General features: G+C 56.9%; 13 protein-coding genes. 3 read left to right on the plus strand and 10 right to left on the minus strand.

Annotation, left to right across the window (positions count from 1 at the left end; all coding sequences use genetic code 11):
• Positions 1-25 precede the first annotated feature (25 nt).
• On the plus strand, positions 26-265 hold the full coding sequence (locus MDG893_RS16920) for a hypothetical protein (RefSeq protein WP_040474724.1): 240 nt from the start codon (positions 26-28) through the stop codon (positions 263-265).
• 102 nt (positions 266-367) lie between these two features.
• Here the strand turns inward: MDG893_RS16920 and MDG893_RS16925 are convergent, their stop codons facing one another.
• Together MDG893_RS16925 and MDG893_RS16930 are read right to left on the minus strand one after the other, a co-directional pair.
• A complete protein-coding gene (locus tag MDG893_RS16925) occupies positions 368-949 on the minus strand; it encodes a YceI family protein (RefSeq protein ID WP_007155044.1) in 582 nt (193 codons plus the stop codon).
• Between the two features lie 53 nt (positions 950-1,002).
• Entirely contained in the window at positions 1,003-1,563 is a 561-nt protein-coding gene (locus MDG893_RS16930) for a cytochrome b (protein ID WP_007155045.1), read from the minus strand.
• Between the two features lie 487 nt (positions 1,564-2,050).
• Between MDG893_RS16930 and MDG893_RS16935 the strand changes: the two genes are divergently transcribed.
• Positions 2,051-3,415, plus strand: coding sequence for an EAL domain-containing protein (locus MDG893_RS16935; RefSeq protein WP_007155046.1), 1,365 nt, complete (start codon positions 2,051-2,053; stop codon positions 3,413-3,415).
• Here MDG893_RS16935 and MDG893_RS16940 read toward each other — a convergent pair.
• The 8 genes from MDG893_RS16940 to MDG893_RS16975 all read right to left on the minus strand — a co-directional run bounded on the left by MDG893_RS16940 (position 3,402) and on the right by MDG893_RS16975 (position 15,704).
• Positions 3,402-5,177, minus strand: a complete 1,776-nt coding sequence (locus MDG893_RS16940; protein ID WP_007155047.1) for an SLC13 family permease — start codon at positions 5,175-5,177, stop codon at positions 3,402-3,404. The two genes, MDG893_RS16935 and MDG893_RS16940, sit on opposite strands and share 14 nt — an antisense overlap.
• Positions 5,178-5,278: 101 nt before the next feature.
• Positions 5,279-7,174, minus strand: a complete 1,896-nt coding sequence (gene parE / locus MDG893_RS16945) for a DNA topoisomerase IV subunit B (protein ID WP_007155048.1) — start codon at positions 7,172-7,174, stop codon at positions 5,279-5,281.
• 114 nt (positions 7,175-7,288) lie between these two features.
• Positions 7,289-7,759, minus strand: a complete 471-nt coding sequence (locus MDG893_RS16950) for a protease complex subunit PrcB family protein (protein ID WP_157132865.1) — start codon at positions 7,757-7,759, stop codon at positions 7,289-7,291.
• A 17-nt stretch (positions 7,760-7,776) separates the two neighbouring features.
• Entirely contained in the window at positions 7,777-10,455 is a 2,679-nt protein-coding gene (locus MDG893_RS16955; RefSeq protein ID WP_157132866.1) for a S8 family serine peptidase, read from the minus strand.
• 171 nt (positions 10,456-10,626) lie between these two features.
• Positions 10,627-12,678 (minus strand): TRAP transporter large permease subunit, encoded by a 2,052-nt coding sequence (locus MDG893_RS16960; RefSeq protein ID WP_007155051.1) that lies wholly within the window; start codon positions 12,676-12,678, stop codon positions 10,627-10,629.
• A 16-nt stretch (positions 12,679-12,694) separates the two neighbouring features.
• Positions 12,695-13,705: a putative solute-binding protein gene (locus MDG893_RS16965; protein WP_007155052.1), complete on the minus strand. Its 1,011-nt coding sequence runs from the start codon at positions 13,703-13,705 to the stop codon at positions 12,695-12,697.
• 58 nt (positions 13,706-13,763) lie between these two features.
• On the minus strand, positions 13,764-14,825 hold the full coding sequence (locus MDG893_RS16970; protein WP_007155053.1) for a hypothetical protein: 1,062 nt from the start codon (positions 14,823-14,825) through the stop codon (positions 13,764-13,766).
• Between the two features lie 261 nt (positions 14,826-15,086).
• Positions 15,087-15,704, minus strand: coding sequence for a TetR/AcrR family transcriptional regulator (locus MDG893_RS16975; RefSeq protein WP_007155054.1), 618 nt, complete (start codon positions 15,702-15,704; stop codon positions 15,087-15,089).
• A gap of 174 nt (positions 15,705-15,878) precedes the next feature.
• Here MDG893_RS16975 and MDG893_RS16980 point away from each other — a divergent pair, with 174 nt between their 5' ends.
• Positions 15,879-17,684, plus strand: coding sequence for an acyclic terpene utilization AtuA family protein (locus tag MDG893_RS16980; RefSeq protein ID WP_007155055.1), 1,806 nt, complete (start codon positions 15,879-15,881; stop codon positions 17,682-17,684).
• Positions 17,685-17,764: the final 80 nt, after the last annotated feature.

The following is a 17,764-nucleotide window of genomic DNA, read 5'->3' on the forward strand; positions in this document are numbered from 1 at the left end:
TCACGACATCCACGAGTGGAGAACTATGAGACCCAACCTGAAAGCCTGCGGGCAGGCGCTGATCACGGCCATGGTGAACGCTGTTCTTGCTCTCACCCTAATGCTCCTGGTGGAGTTTGCCATAACCGGCACTTTTCAACTGGCAGGCCCCTATCTGTGGGCAGGATTACTCATCGGGCTGGTTATATTCTTCGCTCAGTTCTGGCGCCAGCGCCATCTCTGTCGGAACGGACAATCGACTCAGGAGTCCCCGGATACGCTTTGAAGGTATTTCTGCTCACCACGACGCAGGGGCAGCTTCAGATAGAGAGAAGAGAGATTCGCGCCACCTCTGGTTAAACACCAAAGGTGGCCCTATACGCAATCGTTACTGGCGAATGCCTTCCACAGAAATAATCATCTCAACGGTTTCAGACGCCTTGCCCAGATCCATCGGAATACCGAAGTCCGTCAGCTTGAATTCGGTTTCAGCTTCAAACCCCATGCGATAGCCACCCCACGGATCGTCACCGTGCCCGAGCATTTCCACGTCCAGGGTGATCTCTTTCGTCACACCACGCAGGGTCAGGTCCCCGACGATATCGGCCTCGCCGTCATCGTCTACAACCACTTTTTTGCTCTTGAAGGTGGCTTCCGGGAACTCGCTGACATACAGGAAGTCTTCGGAGCGAAGATGCTTGTCACGCTCCGCATGATTGGAGTCAACACTGGATGTGTCCACGGCAACCTCAACTGAGCTGTTCGCCGGGTTTTCCGCATCGTAAACAAACTCACCATCGAAATCGTTGAACCGGCCATACAGCCAGCTATAGCCCAGATGGGAAATCTTGAAGGTAATAAACTGGTGGGAACCCTTGGTATCAAAAGCATAGGTTCCACTATGCTCGGACGCCTGGGCTCCGCCAGACACCGTGAGTGCAACCGCAGATGCAAGCAGCAGTTTTTTCATGTTCATCTCCTTGTTGAAACAGCCCGTAGGCACGATTGAATCGATAGTCTGAATTACGATTGGCGGCGACCTGAACCCAACATACGCCGAAGGGTGTCGTCCCGGTCAATCAGGTGATGCTTGATTGCTGCCAGGGCGTGTACCCCGGCAAGTACAACGAGTGCCCAGGTCGACCAGTAATGAACAAGCCCGGCAGTGTCTTCCATCCCCTTAATCTGGCCGGTCACCGAAGGTACATCAAACCAGTTGAACACACTGATCGAGGACCCATCCGCCGTCGAAATGAGATACCCACTGGCCATGGCTACAAAAATCAGCACATAGAGAAGAGAGTGTGCGCCATGAGCCGCCAACACTTCCAGTCGGCTATGGCTCGGAAGTGCACGCGGCAGCGGATTGAACAACCGCCACACCAGACGAAACAGCATGACCAACAGCAGCAATATACCGACACTTCTATGAATATCCGGGCCGGTGCGATACCAGTCGTCGTAATAGGAGAGATCGACCATCCAAAAACCCAGCCCAAAGAGGCCAAACACAGCTACGGCCACCAGCCAGTGAATGGCCACGGATACCACACCAAAGTTACTGCTCGAATTGCGTACCTGCATGACGCTTAACGCCCCGCTCCCTGAAACCAGACAAGATCGATCACACCAGTTTAGGAAGAGCCCAGTGCAAAACCAATCAAAATGTTTTGGATACAAAGATCAGGATTTCTGATGAAGAAGCCCATACGCACGATCCCTTATACCTTTGGTCTGATACGGGTTTTACGGATTGTGGAAAACAATGGCTGCGATAGACTTTTTGCATACTTTATTTACCCGGTTCGGGTCACTCAGTGAACGAGAGGAATAAACATGGAACTTGAATTCGACGAATCCGTCGCAGTACCCAGCAACAACTGATTTCCTGCAGCTCCCCCGGAGCTGCCGGACACCGCCCCTGCAGCCTACCCTGTGCATCGCCACCTGGCGTCGCCTGTTTTTACATGAAATAGTGGTAATAACCCGCTGTTTTTGGCACTCTTCTGTCTAGCTAAACCATCCTGTTCATTCTGACTGCATTACTCATCGATAATCAGTGGAATGCGACATGGATCAACAGATCGGGCTGCTGCAGGGCTTTCCCGATGCTTTCGTTTATCCGGACCAGAAAAGGCCTATGTCGCGAACCCTCCCAGAGCAGATGACCGCACCGGAAGTTGATGTGCTGTCGCCTATGTTAACCAGGGAGGGAGAATCATGGACAGCCGACTACCAGGGCCTGACTTTACGAACGGCGCTTCAGCCAATTTTCAGTATTTCCCACAAACGCGTTGTCGGCTACGAAGCACTGATTCGTGCCTTTGATCCTGACAATGCTGCTGTATTGCCTCTCCACCTGTTCGAACTACCGAGCTCTGATGCCGAGAACCTGTTGCTCGATCGCCTGTGCCGATACCTGCATATCAGCAACTATTCCGGATTCCAGGACCAGTTGAACTGGCTGTTCCTGAACGTATCTCCCCGTGTGGTATCGGCCGGCAACCGTGCCGACAGTTTTTTTGGTGAACTGCTGAAGAAAACAGGCCTGCCTCCCCATCGCATCGTGATGGAGATCGTGGAACAGCCAACGGACGATGCAGAACGGCTGCGTGAAACCGTCGCCTACTACCAACAGTTGGGCTGCCTGACCGCTATCGATGATTTTGGTGCCGGCCATTCCAACTTCGAACGCATCTGGAACCTGTCACCGGATATTGTGAAGCTGGACCGCAAGCTTCTGACTCGGGCCACCGACGACCACAAGGCCAGACAAATACTCAACGGTATCGTCTCTCTGCTGCATCAATCCGGCTGCCTGGTGCTCCTCGAAGGCGTGGAGACTCACGATCAGGCAATGATCGCCATCGATGCTGGTGTTGATTTTGTCCAGGGATTCTATTTCAGCAGGCCAAGTACTGCCCTGGCGGACATTCCCCACAAGGTGACGGATCTGGACGGATTACTGCGAGACTATAAGATCAAAAACCGGATAACGAGAGACCCGACACAACAGCTGATTTCCTATTTCGAGGATTTCTTCCGGGGTGCTGTGGAAAAACTCTCGCAAGGCATGCCGATGAACGAGGCCTGCAGTTTCCTGCTGAATCACCCTGCAGTGTCGAGGTGTTATCTGGTCGATGCCAACGGCGTACAAATTGATGACACCATGGTGTCAGACGCCACGGCACGTAGCCTGGACCCTCGATTCCGGCCGCTGGAGAGCACCACCAGTGCCGACTGGTATCGCCAGCAGTATCTACGCCAGGCCATCGCCCAGCCCGGCCAGGTTCATATAACCACGCCTTACCTCTGCATCACGGGCGCCTACATGTGCGTCACCCTGTCCCTCGGTTACTATCACAAAGGCGAGCTAAGGGTCCTTTGCTGCGATATTCTCGCCAATCCCACCGAAACCACCCTCAGGAAAGGCTGATCCCGTAGACCAGGGAGATCACGCCGACGGTTACCATCCCGATAAACAGGTTCATCGGTAAGCCGACTTTCACGAAATCCATAAACCGGTATCCTCCCGGGCCAAACACCATCATATTGGTCTGGTAACCCAACGGCGTGGCAAAACTGGCGGATGCCGCCATCATCACAGCAATCACATAGGGCTCTGACGCGATGCCCAGAGCCGTTGTCATCGACAGCACTATAGGCAGCACCAGCACAGCGGCCGCGTTGTTGGTAATGACCTCGGTCAGCACCGACACCGCGAAGTACACCAGCAGGATGGTCAGCAACGGGTGGCCACTGCTTACGTCCAGGATGCCTGTCGCAACATAACCCGCAGCTCCGGTTTCCTGAAGCGCAGCCCCCAATGCAAACGATGCCGCAATGGTGAGCATCACCGGCACATCCACCGCTTTCTGCGCCTGACCTACGGAACAGCAACCGCTAAGCACCATCAGGGCCGCTCCCATCAGCGCCGCGTTTAGCATGCTCAGCACCCCAAACGCGGCTGCGCCCACGAGCACCAGCAGAATGCCCCACGACAGGTAGGCACGGTCATGACGGGGTGTTTCTGTTTCCAGATCATTAATCAGAAGGAAGTCTTTGGCGTATCGCTGACGACTGACAAAGGCGGGACGCGCTTCCAGCAGGAGAACATCGCCGGTTTTCAGCCGAATATTGCCCAGATTACCGGATACCCGCTCGCCACCCCGTGCGACGGCCAATACCACCGCCCCGTAGCGATCCCGGAATCGGGCATCCCGGATTGTCAGACCCAGCACTTCCGACTGCGGAGACAACGCCGCCTCTACCAGTCGGCGTTCTGCCCGGTCTTTACTCAGGCTGGGTTCATCATCGTGTACCGAAGGGACAATACCGTTGATCCGCAGCAGATCGGAAATCGCCTGGGTGTCGCCGGCGAAGACCAATCGGTCACCTCCTCGCAGCCGCTCTTCCGAGGGCACCGCCGTCACCACGCTGCCATCCCTCTCGATCTCGACAAGGTACAACCTCTCCAGTTCTCGCAGCCCGGCTTCTCCAACACTCTTGCCCACCAACGGCCCATCAAAGGCAACCGCTACCTCCAGGGTGAACTCGCGCATGGAACCGAACTTCTGCTGGTCCTTACGATCCGGGAGTGCCCTTGGCAACACCAGAAGCATCACAGCCACGCCAATTACTGCAACCGGCAACCCGACAGCAGTAATGGAAAAAATCGAGAAGCCGCCCTCTCCGGTCAATTGTTGGTACTGCCCGTTGACCACCAGATTGGTACTGGTGCCAATCAGTGTCAGGGTGCCACCCAAAATGGCGGAGTAGCTCAGGGGGATCATCAGTTTCGAGGGTGATATGCCAATCTTGCGGGACCAGGCGTGGACCGCCGGAATCATAGTGGCCACCACCGGGGTGTTGTTGAGGAAACCACTGAGCAAAGCGACAGGGAACGCGATCCGGGCCTGGGCCGAGCGAACCGTCCGGGGCGACCTGAGGAGGTGGTGGACAACCAGATCCACACCACCGGAATGGTGTATGCCTGCTGCCACCACAAACATGGCAACCACCGTGATCAATCCGCTGTTACTGAATCCGGCAAGGGCCTGGTCGGCACTGATAATGCCGCTGGCACTGAGAACAATGAGTACACCCAGCATGACGAGATGCGGGCCGAACCGCCCGACACTCATCAATAACAACGCCACACCCGTAAGGCTTAATGCAAACCAGCCCTGCCAATCCATCTGGTGGTCCTTCAGATAAAAGGGGCAGGATAACGAGTTTGCGGAAGACTTAGAAAGAATAAAGGATACTGTTTAAAGCACCAGAAGAAATATGAAGCATGTCAGACTTCGATATCCGCCATATTTCCGTAGGTCTCCAGCCAGGTACGGCGGTCCGACGCTCGCTTTTTACCCAGCAGCATGTCCATGCGGCTATCGGTATCATCGCCGTCTTCAATGGTCAGCATCACCAGCCGGCGGGTATCCGGCGCCATGGTCGTCTCGCGCAGCTGGAGCGGATTCATCTCGCCAAGGCCCTTGAAACGGGTGACGGAAATCTTGCCGCGACGGTTCTCGGCCGCCAACCGATCAATAATGCCCTGCTTCTCATGCTCGTCGAGGGCATAGAAGGTTTCCTTACCCAAATCGACACGATACAGCGGGGGCATAGCAACGAACACGTGGCCCGCGGCGACCACCGGCCGGAAATGTTTCACGAACAGCGCGCATAACAGGGTGGCGATGTGCAGACCATCAGAGTCAGCGTCAGCCAGGATGCAGATCTTGTTGTAACGCAGGCCTTCCAGTTTGTCGGAGCCCGGGTCCACCCCAATAGCAACCGCGATATCATGAACCTCCTGGGAAGCCAGGATTTCACTGGAGTCCACCTCCCAGGTATTGAGGATCTTGCCCCGCAAGGGCATCACCGCCTGGAACTCGCGGTCACGGGCCTGTTTGGCGGAACCGCCAGCGGAGTCACCCTCTACCAGAAAGAGTTCCGAGCGGTTGGTGTCGCTACCGGAACAATCCGCCAGCTTTCCAGGCAGAGCCGGGCCGGATGTGACCTTCTTACGGGCCACCTTCTTACTGGCCCGGAGACGGCGCTGGGCGTTGCTGATGAAGAGTTCCGCAAGCGCTTCGGCGATGTCCGTGTGTTGATTCAGCCACAAGCTGAACGCATCCTTCACCACACCGGAAATAAATGCGGCGGCTTCGCGGGAGGACAATCGTTCCTTGGTCTGGCCTGAAAACTGGGGTTCCTGCATTTTGAAGGACAACACGTAGGCGCAGCGTTCCCAGATGTCTTCAGGGGACAGCTTGACGCCACGGGGCAAGAGGTTGCGGAATTCACAGAATTCTCTCATTGCCTCCAGCAGACCGGTACGCAAGCCGTTCACGTGGGTGCCGCCCTGGGCGGTCGGGATCAGGTTAACGTAGCTCTCCATGACCGCCTCGCCGCCTTCCGGCAGCCATTGGAATGCCCAGTCCACCGCTTCCTTGTTGCCGGAAAAACTGCCCGTGAACGGTTCAAGCGGTACGGCTTCGATGTCGGCAAGCTCGGTGCGCAGGTAATCCCGCAAACCGCCCTCGTAGCACCATTCATCTTTATCGCCGGTGTGCTCCTGCAGAAAGGTCACGTTCAGGCCGGGACAGAGAACGGCCTTGGCACGCAGGTTGTGACGTAAACGGCTGACGGAAAATTTTGGACTGTCGAAATAGCTTGGGTCTGGTGTGAATTTCAAGCGGGTACCGGTGTTTCGCTTGCCCACAGAATCGACAACCGTAAGGTCGGTCTCCTTGTGGCCGTTGGCGAAGGTCATCTGGTGCAATTGCCCGTCACGCTTGATGGAGACCTCAAGGTGAGTCGACAGGGCATTAACCACCGAAACACCTACCCCGTGCAAGCCACCGGAAAAGTTGTAGTTGCCTTGGGAGAACTTACCACCGGCGTGCAGGCGGGTCAGAATCAGCTCAACACCGGGGACACCATGCTCCTTGTGCATGTCTACGGGCATGCCGCGTCCGTCATCTTCCACACTCAGAGAACCATCGCTGTGCAGGATGACATCGATCCGGCGGGCGTGACCCGCCAGGGCTTCGTCAACACTGTTATCAATGACTTCCTGGGCCAGATGGTTGGGCCGACTGGTATCGGTGTACATGCCTGGGCGTTTACGGACGGGGTCCAGACCACTCAGAACTTCAATGGCATCGGCGTTGTACTGTTTCTGGCTCATGGGAAGGAAGCGACTCCACGGGTTTGTTATAAAACTGGCCCATAGCTTAGGGATTCGCGGGGAAAGATCAACGGTTGTTTTGTGCCGGTGTGGACCAGCACCACCCCGGCGCGTTTAACGCTGTCGCGAGAAACGCCCGAGGCCCTCGCCGGACACTTGCAACTGCTCCCATTCTTCGGGGCTGATGGCGATAACCGCACAGGGCGTGGTCAACGCCTGGGTCACCATGGCGTCTGCCGCAGGCCGCCTCACTTTGACGATCAATTCCAGAACGTCGTCGACGATCTCGGACGACTGCAGTGTCAGGCCGTAGCCGCCAGTGTTTTTTTGCCCCAGCCCCACGAGCAACAAGTGCTCCCGCTCGAAGTCAATCTCCCTGAGCTGTTTCAGGGCCAGCTTGCCGGAAGGCAACTTAGAAAGTTGGCTCAGTTCCTCGGCATTGGACACGTAGACCAGCCCTGGCGCCGCCAACCCACAATGGTCAGACTCTGTGACCTGACGCGCTAACGGTGCGCCTTCGGCGGTTGCCGAGCGGTTAACGGCGCAGCCTGCAACCGAAGCTACGATAAGGATCAAGGCTGTCATGTGCATAAAACGCATAATCAACGTTCGCTCTCAATGCGGCGATTCGGTATGTCGCCCTGTTCTGTCCCATCATCGGACTTCAGGCGATAGCCTTCAAATCCAACCCTTGGAAAGCCCATCTGAGAGATGGTGGGCCGACGGAAACTGGTACTGAACCTTAGCGACTCAAGAGGTGTATCAGTGACGCTTATTGCCTGCGGCAACCCGTTTACAGGATATTCTGCGCAAGCTTCTCCGTTTTCACAAATGGAGCCATTGTTATCCACGTCGGTTCCAGCAACAAGGAAATAATCCCCCGGTTCCACGTTGGCAAATGAGAAGTTGTATTGGCCGCCGCTGGCAGACACCACGGTCTGGTAGGCAGTCGCCCCATTCCCGTTCGCGGAGATGAGCAGCACATAATGCCGGCCGGCGTTACGGGGGTCATTAGGATCAATAAGACGGACGTTTACAGGCACGGTCAAGGTCCGATGCGTACCGTCCCCGTCATATTCGATTTGTAAGTCGGTGGCGAAGCTATTGTTCTGATCGAGCAACGCCGTATTTATACCGACGGTAACCGTGGCCGGAGGAGCCTCTCCCGTCTTCAGTTCCGGACCTGTCTCAAGCCAATCCACGCCGGTATTGATGGACGTTATCGTAATATTGGCGGTTGACGGGTAAGTGTTCAAAGTCAGTTGCGCTTCGGTATTGCTCTGATCGAAGGTCAACACTGATGGCGACCCCGCCATTACAACGGGAATGTTCCCACTGAGCGCCGCGTCCATGGATTTGACTGCGTTAATCAGACCCGCACCATATTCAAATTGCTCACTGCTCTCCACACCTTCCGTCAGGTCTCCGGCAATGAGGAACCTCTTGAAGTCACTCGACGTCAGAGTCTGGTTCTCTGCCTTCATCAGAGCGTAGACTCCGGACACATGGGGAGCCGCCATGGAGGTACCCTGCAACCCGGCGTAACCGGGCTCGAACGCACCGTTATCATCAGAACCCCAGGCGCTCACCACCACGTCTGCGCTGTTGTCGAGATTGGCGTCCCGACTGGCATCACCGCCCGGGGCCACCAGATCCACAGAGGGGCCGATGTTGGAATAGGATGCCCGCACACCGCCACCGTCCACGGCACCCACCCCCACCACATTCATGAAGGCGGCGGGAAAAGTTAGTTCATCTGTGCCCTGGTTGCCGGCCGCTGCCACCACTAATTTCCCGGCATTGTGGGCATCGTTGATTGCATCCTCCAGCGCCTGACTATCTCCCACCCCGCCAAGACTAAGATTGATAACATCGATGTCCGGCTGGGTGGATGCCCACTCAATAGCAGCGATCAGGTCACCGAGCGATCCGGTGCCCGCCTCACCCAACACTCGGACCGGAACCAAGTTCGCCTGGTTGGCCACGCCTACCACGCCCTGGTTGTTGTCCACTGCGGCGACGATTCCGGCGACATGAGTGCCGTGAAAGTTGCTGCTGCGGGGCTGGCCATCGCCGGGATCGGCGGGGTTCTGGTCCCGACCCTGCTGATTATCCAGGTCGGCTTCTCCAGTGACGAAGTCCATGTTCACCGAATTACCAAAAATCAGCACATTTGCCAGCAGGTCTGGATGCCAATTGTCCAGAGTATCGGGGGCGGAGCTGAACAGTCCGGTATCCAGCACGGCAACACCCACTCCCTCGCCTGCCCGGGCAGCGGCCTGCCAGGCGACCGGCAGGCCGATTAGCGGATAATGCCACTGGCGATCATACAGTGGATTACTGTCTGGCGTAGTCGTCAGGGCCTTGTAGAGATAATTGGGAGACGCGGAGGCAATGTCTGGCTGGCTCTGCAGGTCACGCACCCAGCGGATGGTTTCCGCCCTGGCCTGGCCACTGTCGGTCGCGGCCATTGCCTGAACGCCTGAGCGACGCAAATGCCACACGCCTGGCCGCAGTTCCCTGGCTGAGTCTACCGACAGCGAACTTGCCATGGCGCTCGAAGTGGCACCGGATGGGTAACCGGATTCAAACGACATCACCGCTTCCCCCGGAACGAAGTCTGCCTCGCCATAGGCAGTGTTCATCATGCTGCTGGCGTTACCATCAGCGGCGATTACCACATAGCGGAATGGCCCGCCGGAAGCCGCACTGACTCGTATCACATGGTCACCGGCGTCCGATTCGATAACATACAGGTACGGCACGGATCCAGAGCCATCGGCGCTGTCAAAAACCAACCGGTCGTTCTGGTTAAAGATCTGCATACGGGGCTGAGGGGCCGCCACTCGCGGGTCGCTGAAAACCTGCAGGGACACCCGATCACCAGGTTGAAGGTCTGCGGTGTAGTAATCCTGGTTGTCCGCTTCAAAGGTGAACTGGAAGTCCTCGCCCTGTCGAACAGGGTAGCCTCCCGAAACTGGGCTGAGATACCCACCGGAAACACCGGTTACCGGAAGCGACTGGGCTTCGTCATCACAGTTATTGCTAGTTGCCTGACTGAGCCGGAGATCATCTGCCGTGTCGGAATCAACGTGAGTTTGACTTTCAATCTCGATAACGCCACTGACCCCGACAGACTCAGCCCCAACAGAACCGATCGCTGACCCTCCGTTTTCCCCCAGGCAGCCAGCGTCCGCGCCACTACTGCTACTTCCACCGCAACCGACGATCACGGCAGTCACCAGCAGAGCACCACACATTCCCATCAAGCTTTTCGTCATCTTTTCACCCGAAGCCATAAACAGCCGTTCCGTCCAAGTCACAAGCACATAATATAAACGTGCCAAGGCACCGACTGGTTCACCACGGTATCCGTTACCCATTTGCAGCAGACACAAAAAACCGCCTGTGAACAGAGCCATAGACGGTTTCATAGTGCTCAAACCTTTTCGTTACAATGCGTAAAACAGCAGTGGCACGAAAGCCGCCGTCAGCAATGTCGGCCCCATCACCACCAGCGGCAACAACAGTCTCTCATAGCGATGCCAGAAAGAACCCGTGCGCTCAGCTGCCAACACCTCGGTTTCACCCACCACCTGTCGTGTCAGCAGGTGGTTCAGTGCCACCGGCGGGCTCAGATACCCTAACTCAAACGCCACCAGACACACGATCCAGAAGTGCAGTGGGTCGATGCCCAACTGGATGGCCGGCTGAGCAATCGTGGCTGACACCAGGATAACCGCGCCGAATGGGTCCATCACCATGCCGATAACGGTGAGCATCACGACGATCACCAACATGGCGATCCAGGGACTGGTCAGATTCTCGGGGAACAAAGCGTGCACCACATCGGAACGTTCCAGAATGCCGCCCAGGCAGATGGAAAAGCCGATCAGCGCCAGCAGTGCGCCGATGTGTACGGCAGAGTCACTGGCGGCCGCCGTTGTGCGCGTACAAAAAGCACGAAGCCGGGATTGGCCCTGTTCGCTGGGGTCTTTGCCGGAGTCGAGATAGACAAGCGCCAGCATCACCAGCGGCAGGATCATCGGAGCGCTGTACTCGTTGAATCCCAAACCGAGAATGATCCAGATCGCCAGGATAACCAACGCGGTAACCGCAGCATAAGGCGCCAGGGGCCGAAGCTGTGCCAGTGATTTGCGAAAGGCCCCCGGAGCCGGTCGAGGCTTCCAGTTGCCCTGGGTTTTGCAGACAACCACGGAGAACAGGGTGGCCGACATAATAAACACCCAGAAACCCCAACCGTACATTTCGGAGGTGGTCACTTCCTTGTTCAGCGCCGCTACAACCACGATCAGCAAACAGGGATTGAGAACCACCCCCAAACTGCCGGACATGGCCGTGGTAGCCAGCGATAGCTGTCGCCCTGCCCCGCTCTTGCGCATTTCATCGTAGACGACACCACCCACGGCCAGAATGAAAATCCCCGAGGCGCCAGTGAAGGCAGTTGGAAAAGCCGTCGCGAAAATCATCACCGAGGCCAGCATGGGCGCGGGCAGATGATAAGGCTTGATGACGTTCAGCAGCAGGTCCGGAATGCGAGTCTGCTTCAACGCCATGCCCACCAGCACGTAGAGCCCGATGTTGATAAACATCGAAGACAGGTTCGTCATCATACCGAAATAGATGGCCAGGCCAGACGAGTATCCATCCACGAAGAAGAAATAACTCATCGCGATCAGGCCCATTGCGCAGTACAGCGGTAGCACCAGGCCGGAGGACGCCGCCAAGGACCCCGGCCTCATTCGAGCCGGCACCGACATAAACCGCGTCAGGTTGATCACCATGAACAAACCGAAGACGGCCGCCCAGGCGTATTGCAGCAATGCAGTGCCTTCTGAACCCGGCGAAGAGGCCAACCTGCCCACATAGGAAAACAGGGAATACACCATCAGGCCGTTAACCACGAACTGCATGCCCTGGCTTAACCGCCACTCTGATCGATTGCGCGGCAATCGCAGGGCTATGTGATCGGCATCAAAGGCCGAAATCGCCGCAGCCATGGCAAACATGGCGATAAACAGGAACTTGGTGAGCTCGATGTTATCCAGCAGGAAATCCGCAAAGCCCTGCTCAACCGCCTTGTAAACAGCCAGCGCCTCGGTGGCGTGCTTCTGGTTTTCTTCGTAGAGGCGATGTTTCTGCTGGCAAAGTGCCAGATTTTTTTCCAGGGACTTGCGGATGGCATCTGGATCCGGCGGCGAGCTGAACAGGTCGTCCGGATCTGGCTCGTAGGCCTCGACGCGTTTTCTGACCTCGGCGTCCACATCCATGGACAGCGTGCAGGTCGGTTCCGTGGCATTCGGGTCCAGCAGATAGTAATTCGGCCAGGTCTGCTCCCCCACCCACAGCATGCGCGAGTGGAGTGAGTTGCCCATACCCAGAAGAAGCGTAAAGATAAGGAGCAGCAGGAGAATAACCCCGTGCAACCGATGCACGGGGTACAGCGTTTTCGGGCCTGCCGCTGATAATGCTCGCCAGTTCATGGAGGGTCAGCCTTTACTATTCGCGGTCAGACGCTGTGCACTCGGAGGCCCCGGGATTGCTGGAGCAACGGATTTTGCTGAGCAGACTCATCATTTTCGGGTGATAGACCTTATTGGCGCCATCAGTGCCATCCCGAAGCTGCAGACGATTTTCCCGGAACATCTCCTGGTAACCCTCGATGTCGCCGTCCGGAATTCGAATCCACTTCTCGTCCGGAATGGCAGACTCCTGGCGCTGGATCAGGTCCATGGCCTGACCGTACATACCCCAGGCAACCTCACGCGATTTCTGGGCCGTGTCATCGTCCAGTACGGCATCACGGGCAATGATCTGGATCGTCAGCTGCGCCAGCGGGTAATCAACAATACCGCCGTCCTGTCCCAAGCCCTTGTAGAGTTCCAGCGCTTCATAGGCAAATGCCGGTGCATAGGCTGTATCCACAGAACCATTGTTAAACTTACCCGCGAAGTTGGTGATATCAGAAGGCACAACGGTCGCTTTTACGTGGTTGACCATATGGATGGCGTCCTTCTGGTAGTCCAGCGTTGCCATACGCTTGCCCGCTAGCTCTCCCGCAGTATCAATACTCCGATCATTGACGAAGAGATAACCTGCCCCCGCAGGCACAATACCGAGGACCTCATAATCGCCCTGCTTCATCAACGGCGCTGCCTTGGCCTGCGCAAGCGTGGCGAGGGTTGTTTTCAGGTCGTCATAGGTCGGGATCGCGCCAACGGCGCTGATGCTGCCGGTAAACCGGTTGAACGGACGCGTTCGAAGATCCGTGGCGGCGACGGCGTCGCATTGTCCGGAGTTGAAGTCGCCCACAGCGACACCTTCGTCGGTGTAAGGACGTAGTTCGAAATCAACACCGTGCGCTTTCATCTCCAGCGCATAATCTTTAACCATGTTGTACATGTCACCGTTGGCGCCGATCACATCGAATACGCACATGGTCACGGACTGTGCGGCTGCCATCGGGGCAACAGCGGCAAAAGACAGGGCAGCAAGGGATTTACGGATCATGAATGACCTCCGGGTCTTTCTTGTGTTTGTAGGTTGTTACAACGAGTCGGACGCCTGCTTACAGCAGGTCGTCCAGATCCATGGTCTCAGGCTCTTCCAGCCGTTCCGGGCTCAGCCTGCCAAAGTAGGTGCGAGGCGTGCGGTAGCCATAATTGGCTGTCCAGTGCTTGTCTGAGGAAAACTGGATAACATCTCGGGCAATTTCGTCCACCAGACGATATTCGTCCCAGACATTGATCGTGCCATCCGCCTCGGCAAATCGTGCAATGACATCTTTGAGCACTTCTGGGCGACCAAAGGTCTCGGCAGCCACCGCCTCCAGTGCCATCGATGCTCGAATACCCGACTCAACACCCAGCCGGGAGCTATCTTCAAGCACTACCCACGGGTCCGGTGACAAGCTGGGCCGAGTGTCCGGCAACAACAGCCATACCATGGCGCGGATGGCATTCGGCAAACCGCCCCACTTTTCGTTATCCAGGCATTCAGCGGCACGCTCCGCCCGTGGCGCAATGTTACGGGGAACTCCTGCCATGGCGCCGGAATTGGCGTCGTTCACGATGGCCTGCATGCCGGTCAGCAGACCCAGCAGGAAGGTCAGTTCCTCCTGGTCATCGAACAGGAACGGACACTCGAATTCCTTTGCAGCAGGGTCAAAATCATAGGCCGCCATGGCGCGCTGATAGGCGACATAGCGACGTTTGGCAGTTCGGGCATTCAGCCGTTTTGCCTGCTCCCGCGCGTCTTTTGCGGCGGGGACGTCGCCAGCGAAGTCAGCGCGCAGATATTCCAGCTCCGCTTCCCAGGCCTTGTATTCAGAGCAGTTTGCGGCCAGCAGCATCAACAGGGAACCGGTGCTTTCAGGTGCGTCCGTTACCCGTGAGAAGGAATACAGCAGCGGATCAACGCCCTCGCCCAATGCACAGGCCATCTGCGGATCGGACATCTGCATGACATAGGGGGTTGCTTCTCCCTCTGAGTAATTGGAGAGCACCACACCCGTTGTGGTGTAGATGGGATTGGCCGAGCAACCGGCCAGAAACGTCACCACAAGAAGAAGCAGGTAACGGCTGCGAACGTTGAGGGCATGCCCAAAGGAATTCACCAGTGAGGAGTTCATAGTTCGTCCTGTATACATTGTTTTTATAGGTCGGGGGTGATCACCATCACTGCCCCGTTCATCTTTGACGAGGGCAAGAATGCGTTGAATCTTGTCAGACAAAAATGGCTGGATTGCCGATTTGGTCATGCCGATCAGGCCAATGGCCTACATAGACGGGTGAAAAAGAATTTTATTCTTGTTTTAAAACAAAGAGTTCAGAAAAAAATTACAATTGAGACATTCGTACCACCACTGGCACTTAACGCCAGGTTATCTGGTTCAGAGCGACGTTAAACCCATCATTGCGACTACCTGCGCAGTCAAATCATCCAGGGTCAGGCCACCGTCAGGCCGGTACCAGGTCACTGTCCAACTCAGGGCGCCCGTGAGCATTCGGCGAACCACAAAAGGGTCTGCCGCCAGCACGCCGTCCTGACGCAAGGTCTCCAGCACATCCAACCACAACTGCTCATAGATATCCCGGAGCTCAAGCACATAAACCTGGGATTCTTCGGAAAGACTGCGCCACTCGAACACCAGCACCGCCATGGCCTCCCCGGTCTGCCCGTTGATGGACTCCAGCTCGGCGCGAATCAGCGCCTGTAACTTCTCACGGTGAGTGCTGGCTGCATCCACCGCAGCCTGCATCAGGGCCGTGTTGAGACGAATGGTCTCCACCATGACGGCCTTCAGGATCTCTTCCTTGGTGCGGAAGTGGTGGAACAGGCTACCGGACTGAATGCCAACAGCGGCGGCGAGATCCCTGACGGTGGTCCGCTCATAACCCTTGTCACGGAACAGTTTTGCAGCCTCATGGAGAAGCCGGCCACGGGCTCCGGCGGGGTCGGAAACCAGGTTGTCGGCAACCAGTGAGCGCAGGATAGAGTCTTGATTCACAGTGTTTTCCAGCCAGGGAACATAAAGAGCACATATTCTATCCCGAATTTGCCTGTTTACAAACCAAGCGCTTGCTTGGTATTGTCAATTGCATCGCTGATAATCTCCGCAGACAGTGGGGCACCGACGGCCCTCCTGAACGCACTTTTCGGCTTCTGCTAACAAGGTGAATACATGCCAGATTCCGACACCCCAAGCCCACAAACCGTCCGTATTGGCTGTTCTGCCGCCTTCTGGGGCGACACCGAAACCGCCGCCGCCCAGTTGGTCCGCAAGGGCAATATTGATTACCTGGTAGCGGACTACCTGGCGGAAATCACCATGTCCATCATGGCGGGACAGAAGATGAAGGACCCGAGCCAGGGTTACGCCCGCGACTTCGTGCAAACGGTGATGGGCCCCTTGCTGAGTGAGATCAAACAGAAGGGCATCCGGGTATTGGCGAACGCCGGTGGCGTCAACCCCGTCGCCTGCCGCGATGCCCTTCAGGCTCTATGCGAAAAGGCTGGCGTGGATATGAAGATCGCCCTGGTGCTGGGCGATGATCTTATGCCACAAAAGAAACAATTAGCCAGCGCGGGCATCACCGAGATGACCACCGGGCAGCCGATGCCACCCATGCTTGTCAGCCTGAACGCCTACCTGGGCGCTCCGGGATTAGTCGCAGCGCTGGAACAGGGCGCAGACATTGTTATTACCGGCAGGGTTGCCGACAGCGCCTTGGTGCTGGCGCCTCTGGTGCATGAATTTGGCTGGAGTTGGAGCGATTACGACAGACTTGCCCAGGGCAGCCTGGCCGGGCATCTACTGGAATGCGGTGCGCAATCCACGGGCGGTAACTTTACCGACTGGGAAGACGTAGCCGAGGGCTATGCCGATATGGGCTTTCCGATTGCAGAAGTCTCCGCCACCGGGGATTTCATCATAACCAAGCCGCAAGGTACCGGGGGCAAAGTGTCCCGGGGCACGGTGGCTGAACAGTTGGTCTACGAAATCGGTGACCCGAGGGCTTACCTGCTGCCGGATGTGACCTGTGATTTTACCGGGGTCTCCCTTGAGGAAGTGACAACGGACGAGGTTCGGGTTTCTGGTGCCAAAGGGCTTTCCCCCACGGACAGCTATAAGGCGTCCGGCACCTGGCCGGACGGTTTCAAGTGCACGGTAACCTTCCTGTTGGCCGGCATGGATGCGAAGACCAAGGCGCAGAAAGTCGCCGAGGCGATCCTGGCAAAAACCTCTCGCATGTTCAGCGAGCGTGGGCTTCCGGATTACACGGAAACCAGCATTGAACTGCTGGGCACCGAGGCCACGTACGGCGCTCAGGGACGCATGGGAGAGTGTCGGGAGGTGGTGGTGAAGATCAGCACGGCCCATCTCAAGAAGGAAGCGCTGGTGCTGTTTTCGCGGGAAATCGCCCAGGCGGCGACGGGGATGGCACCGGGAATTACGGGCATTGTGGGTGGACGGCCGACGGTGTGGCCGAAGATTCGGTTGTATTCGTGCCTGGTTCCGAAAACGGAGGTGTCCGTTGCCGTGGATGTTGATGGCAGCCAGCAGGTGGTGAATGTGGCTGCTGACGGCGGGTTCGAGCCGGGCCAGCTGGTTGAACAGTCTGCCACTACGGCCTCTCCGGCCACGGATACCACGGTGCCTTTGATTCAACTCGCCTGGGCGCGTAGTGGTGACAAGGGGGATCACACCAATATCGGGGTGATTGCCCGCAAGGCGGAGTTTGTGCCGTTTATTGAGGCAGCGTTGACTGAACTGGCGGTGGCGGAATGGATGGCCCATACGCTGCATCCGGAGCATGGTCGGGTGACCCGTTGGGCGCTGCCGGGGTTCCAGGCCTTTAATTTCCTGTTGGAGCACAGCCTTGGTGGCGGGGGCGTTGCCAGTTTGCGGATTGATCCGCAGGGGAAGGCGTTTGCCCAGCAACTGCTGGAGTTTCCTGTGCCGGTTCGTGCTGAACTGCTTGATTGATTTTACATTGGTGCATGCACTCTGGAGGGAAGACATGTCCGGGACACGCGGTGAATACGTCCCTGTACGCTCGGCAAAAA

Origin of the sequence: Marinobacter algicola DG893 (assembly GCF_000170835.1) — a bacterium.
Classification (GTDB): domain Bacteria; phylum Pseudomonadota; class Gammaproteobacteria; order Pseudomonadales; family Oleiphilaceae; genus Marinobacter; species Marinobacter algicola.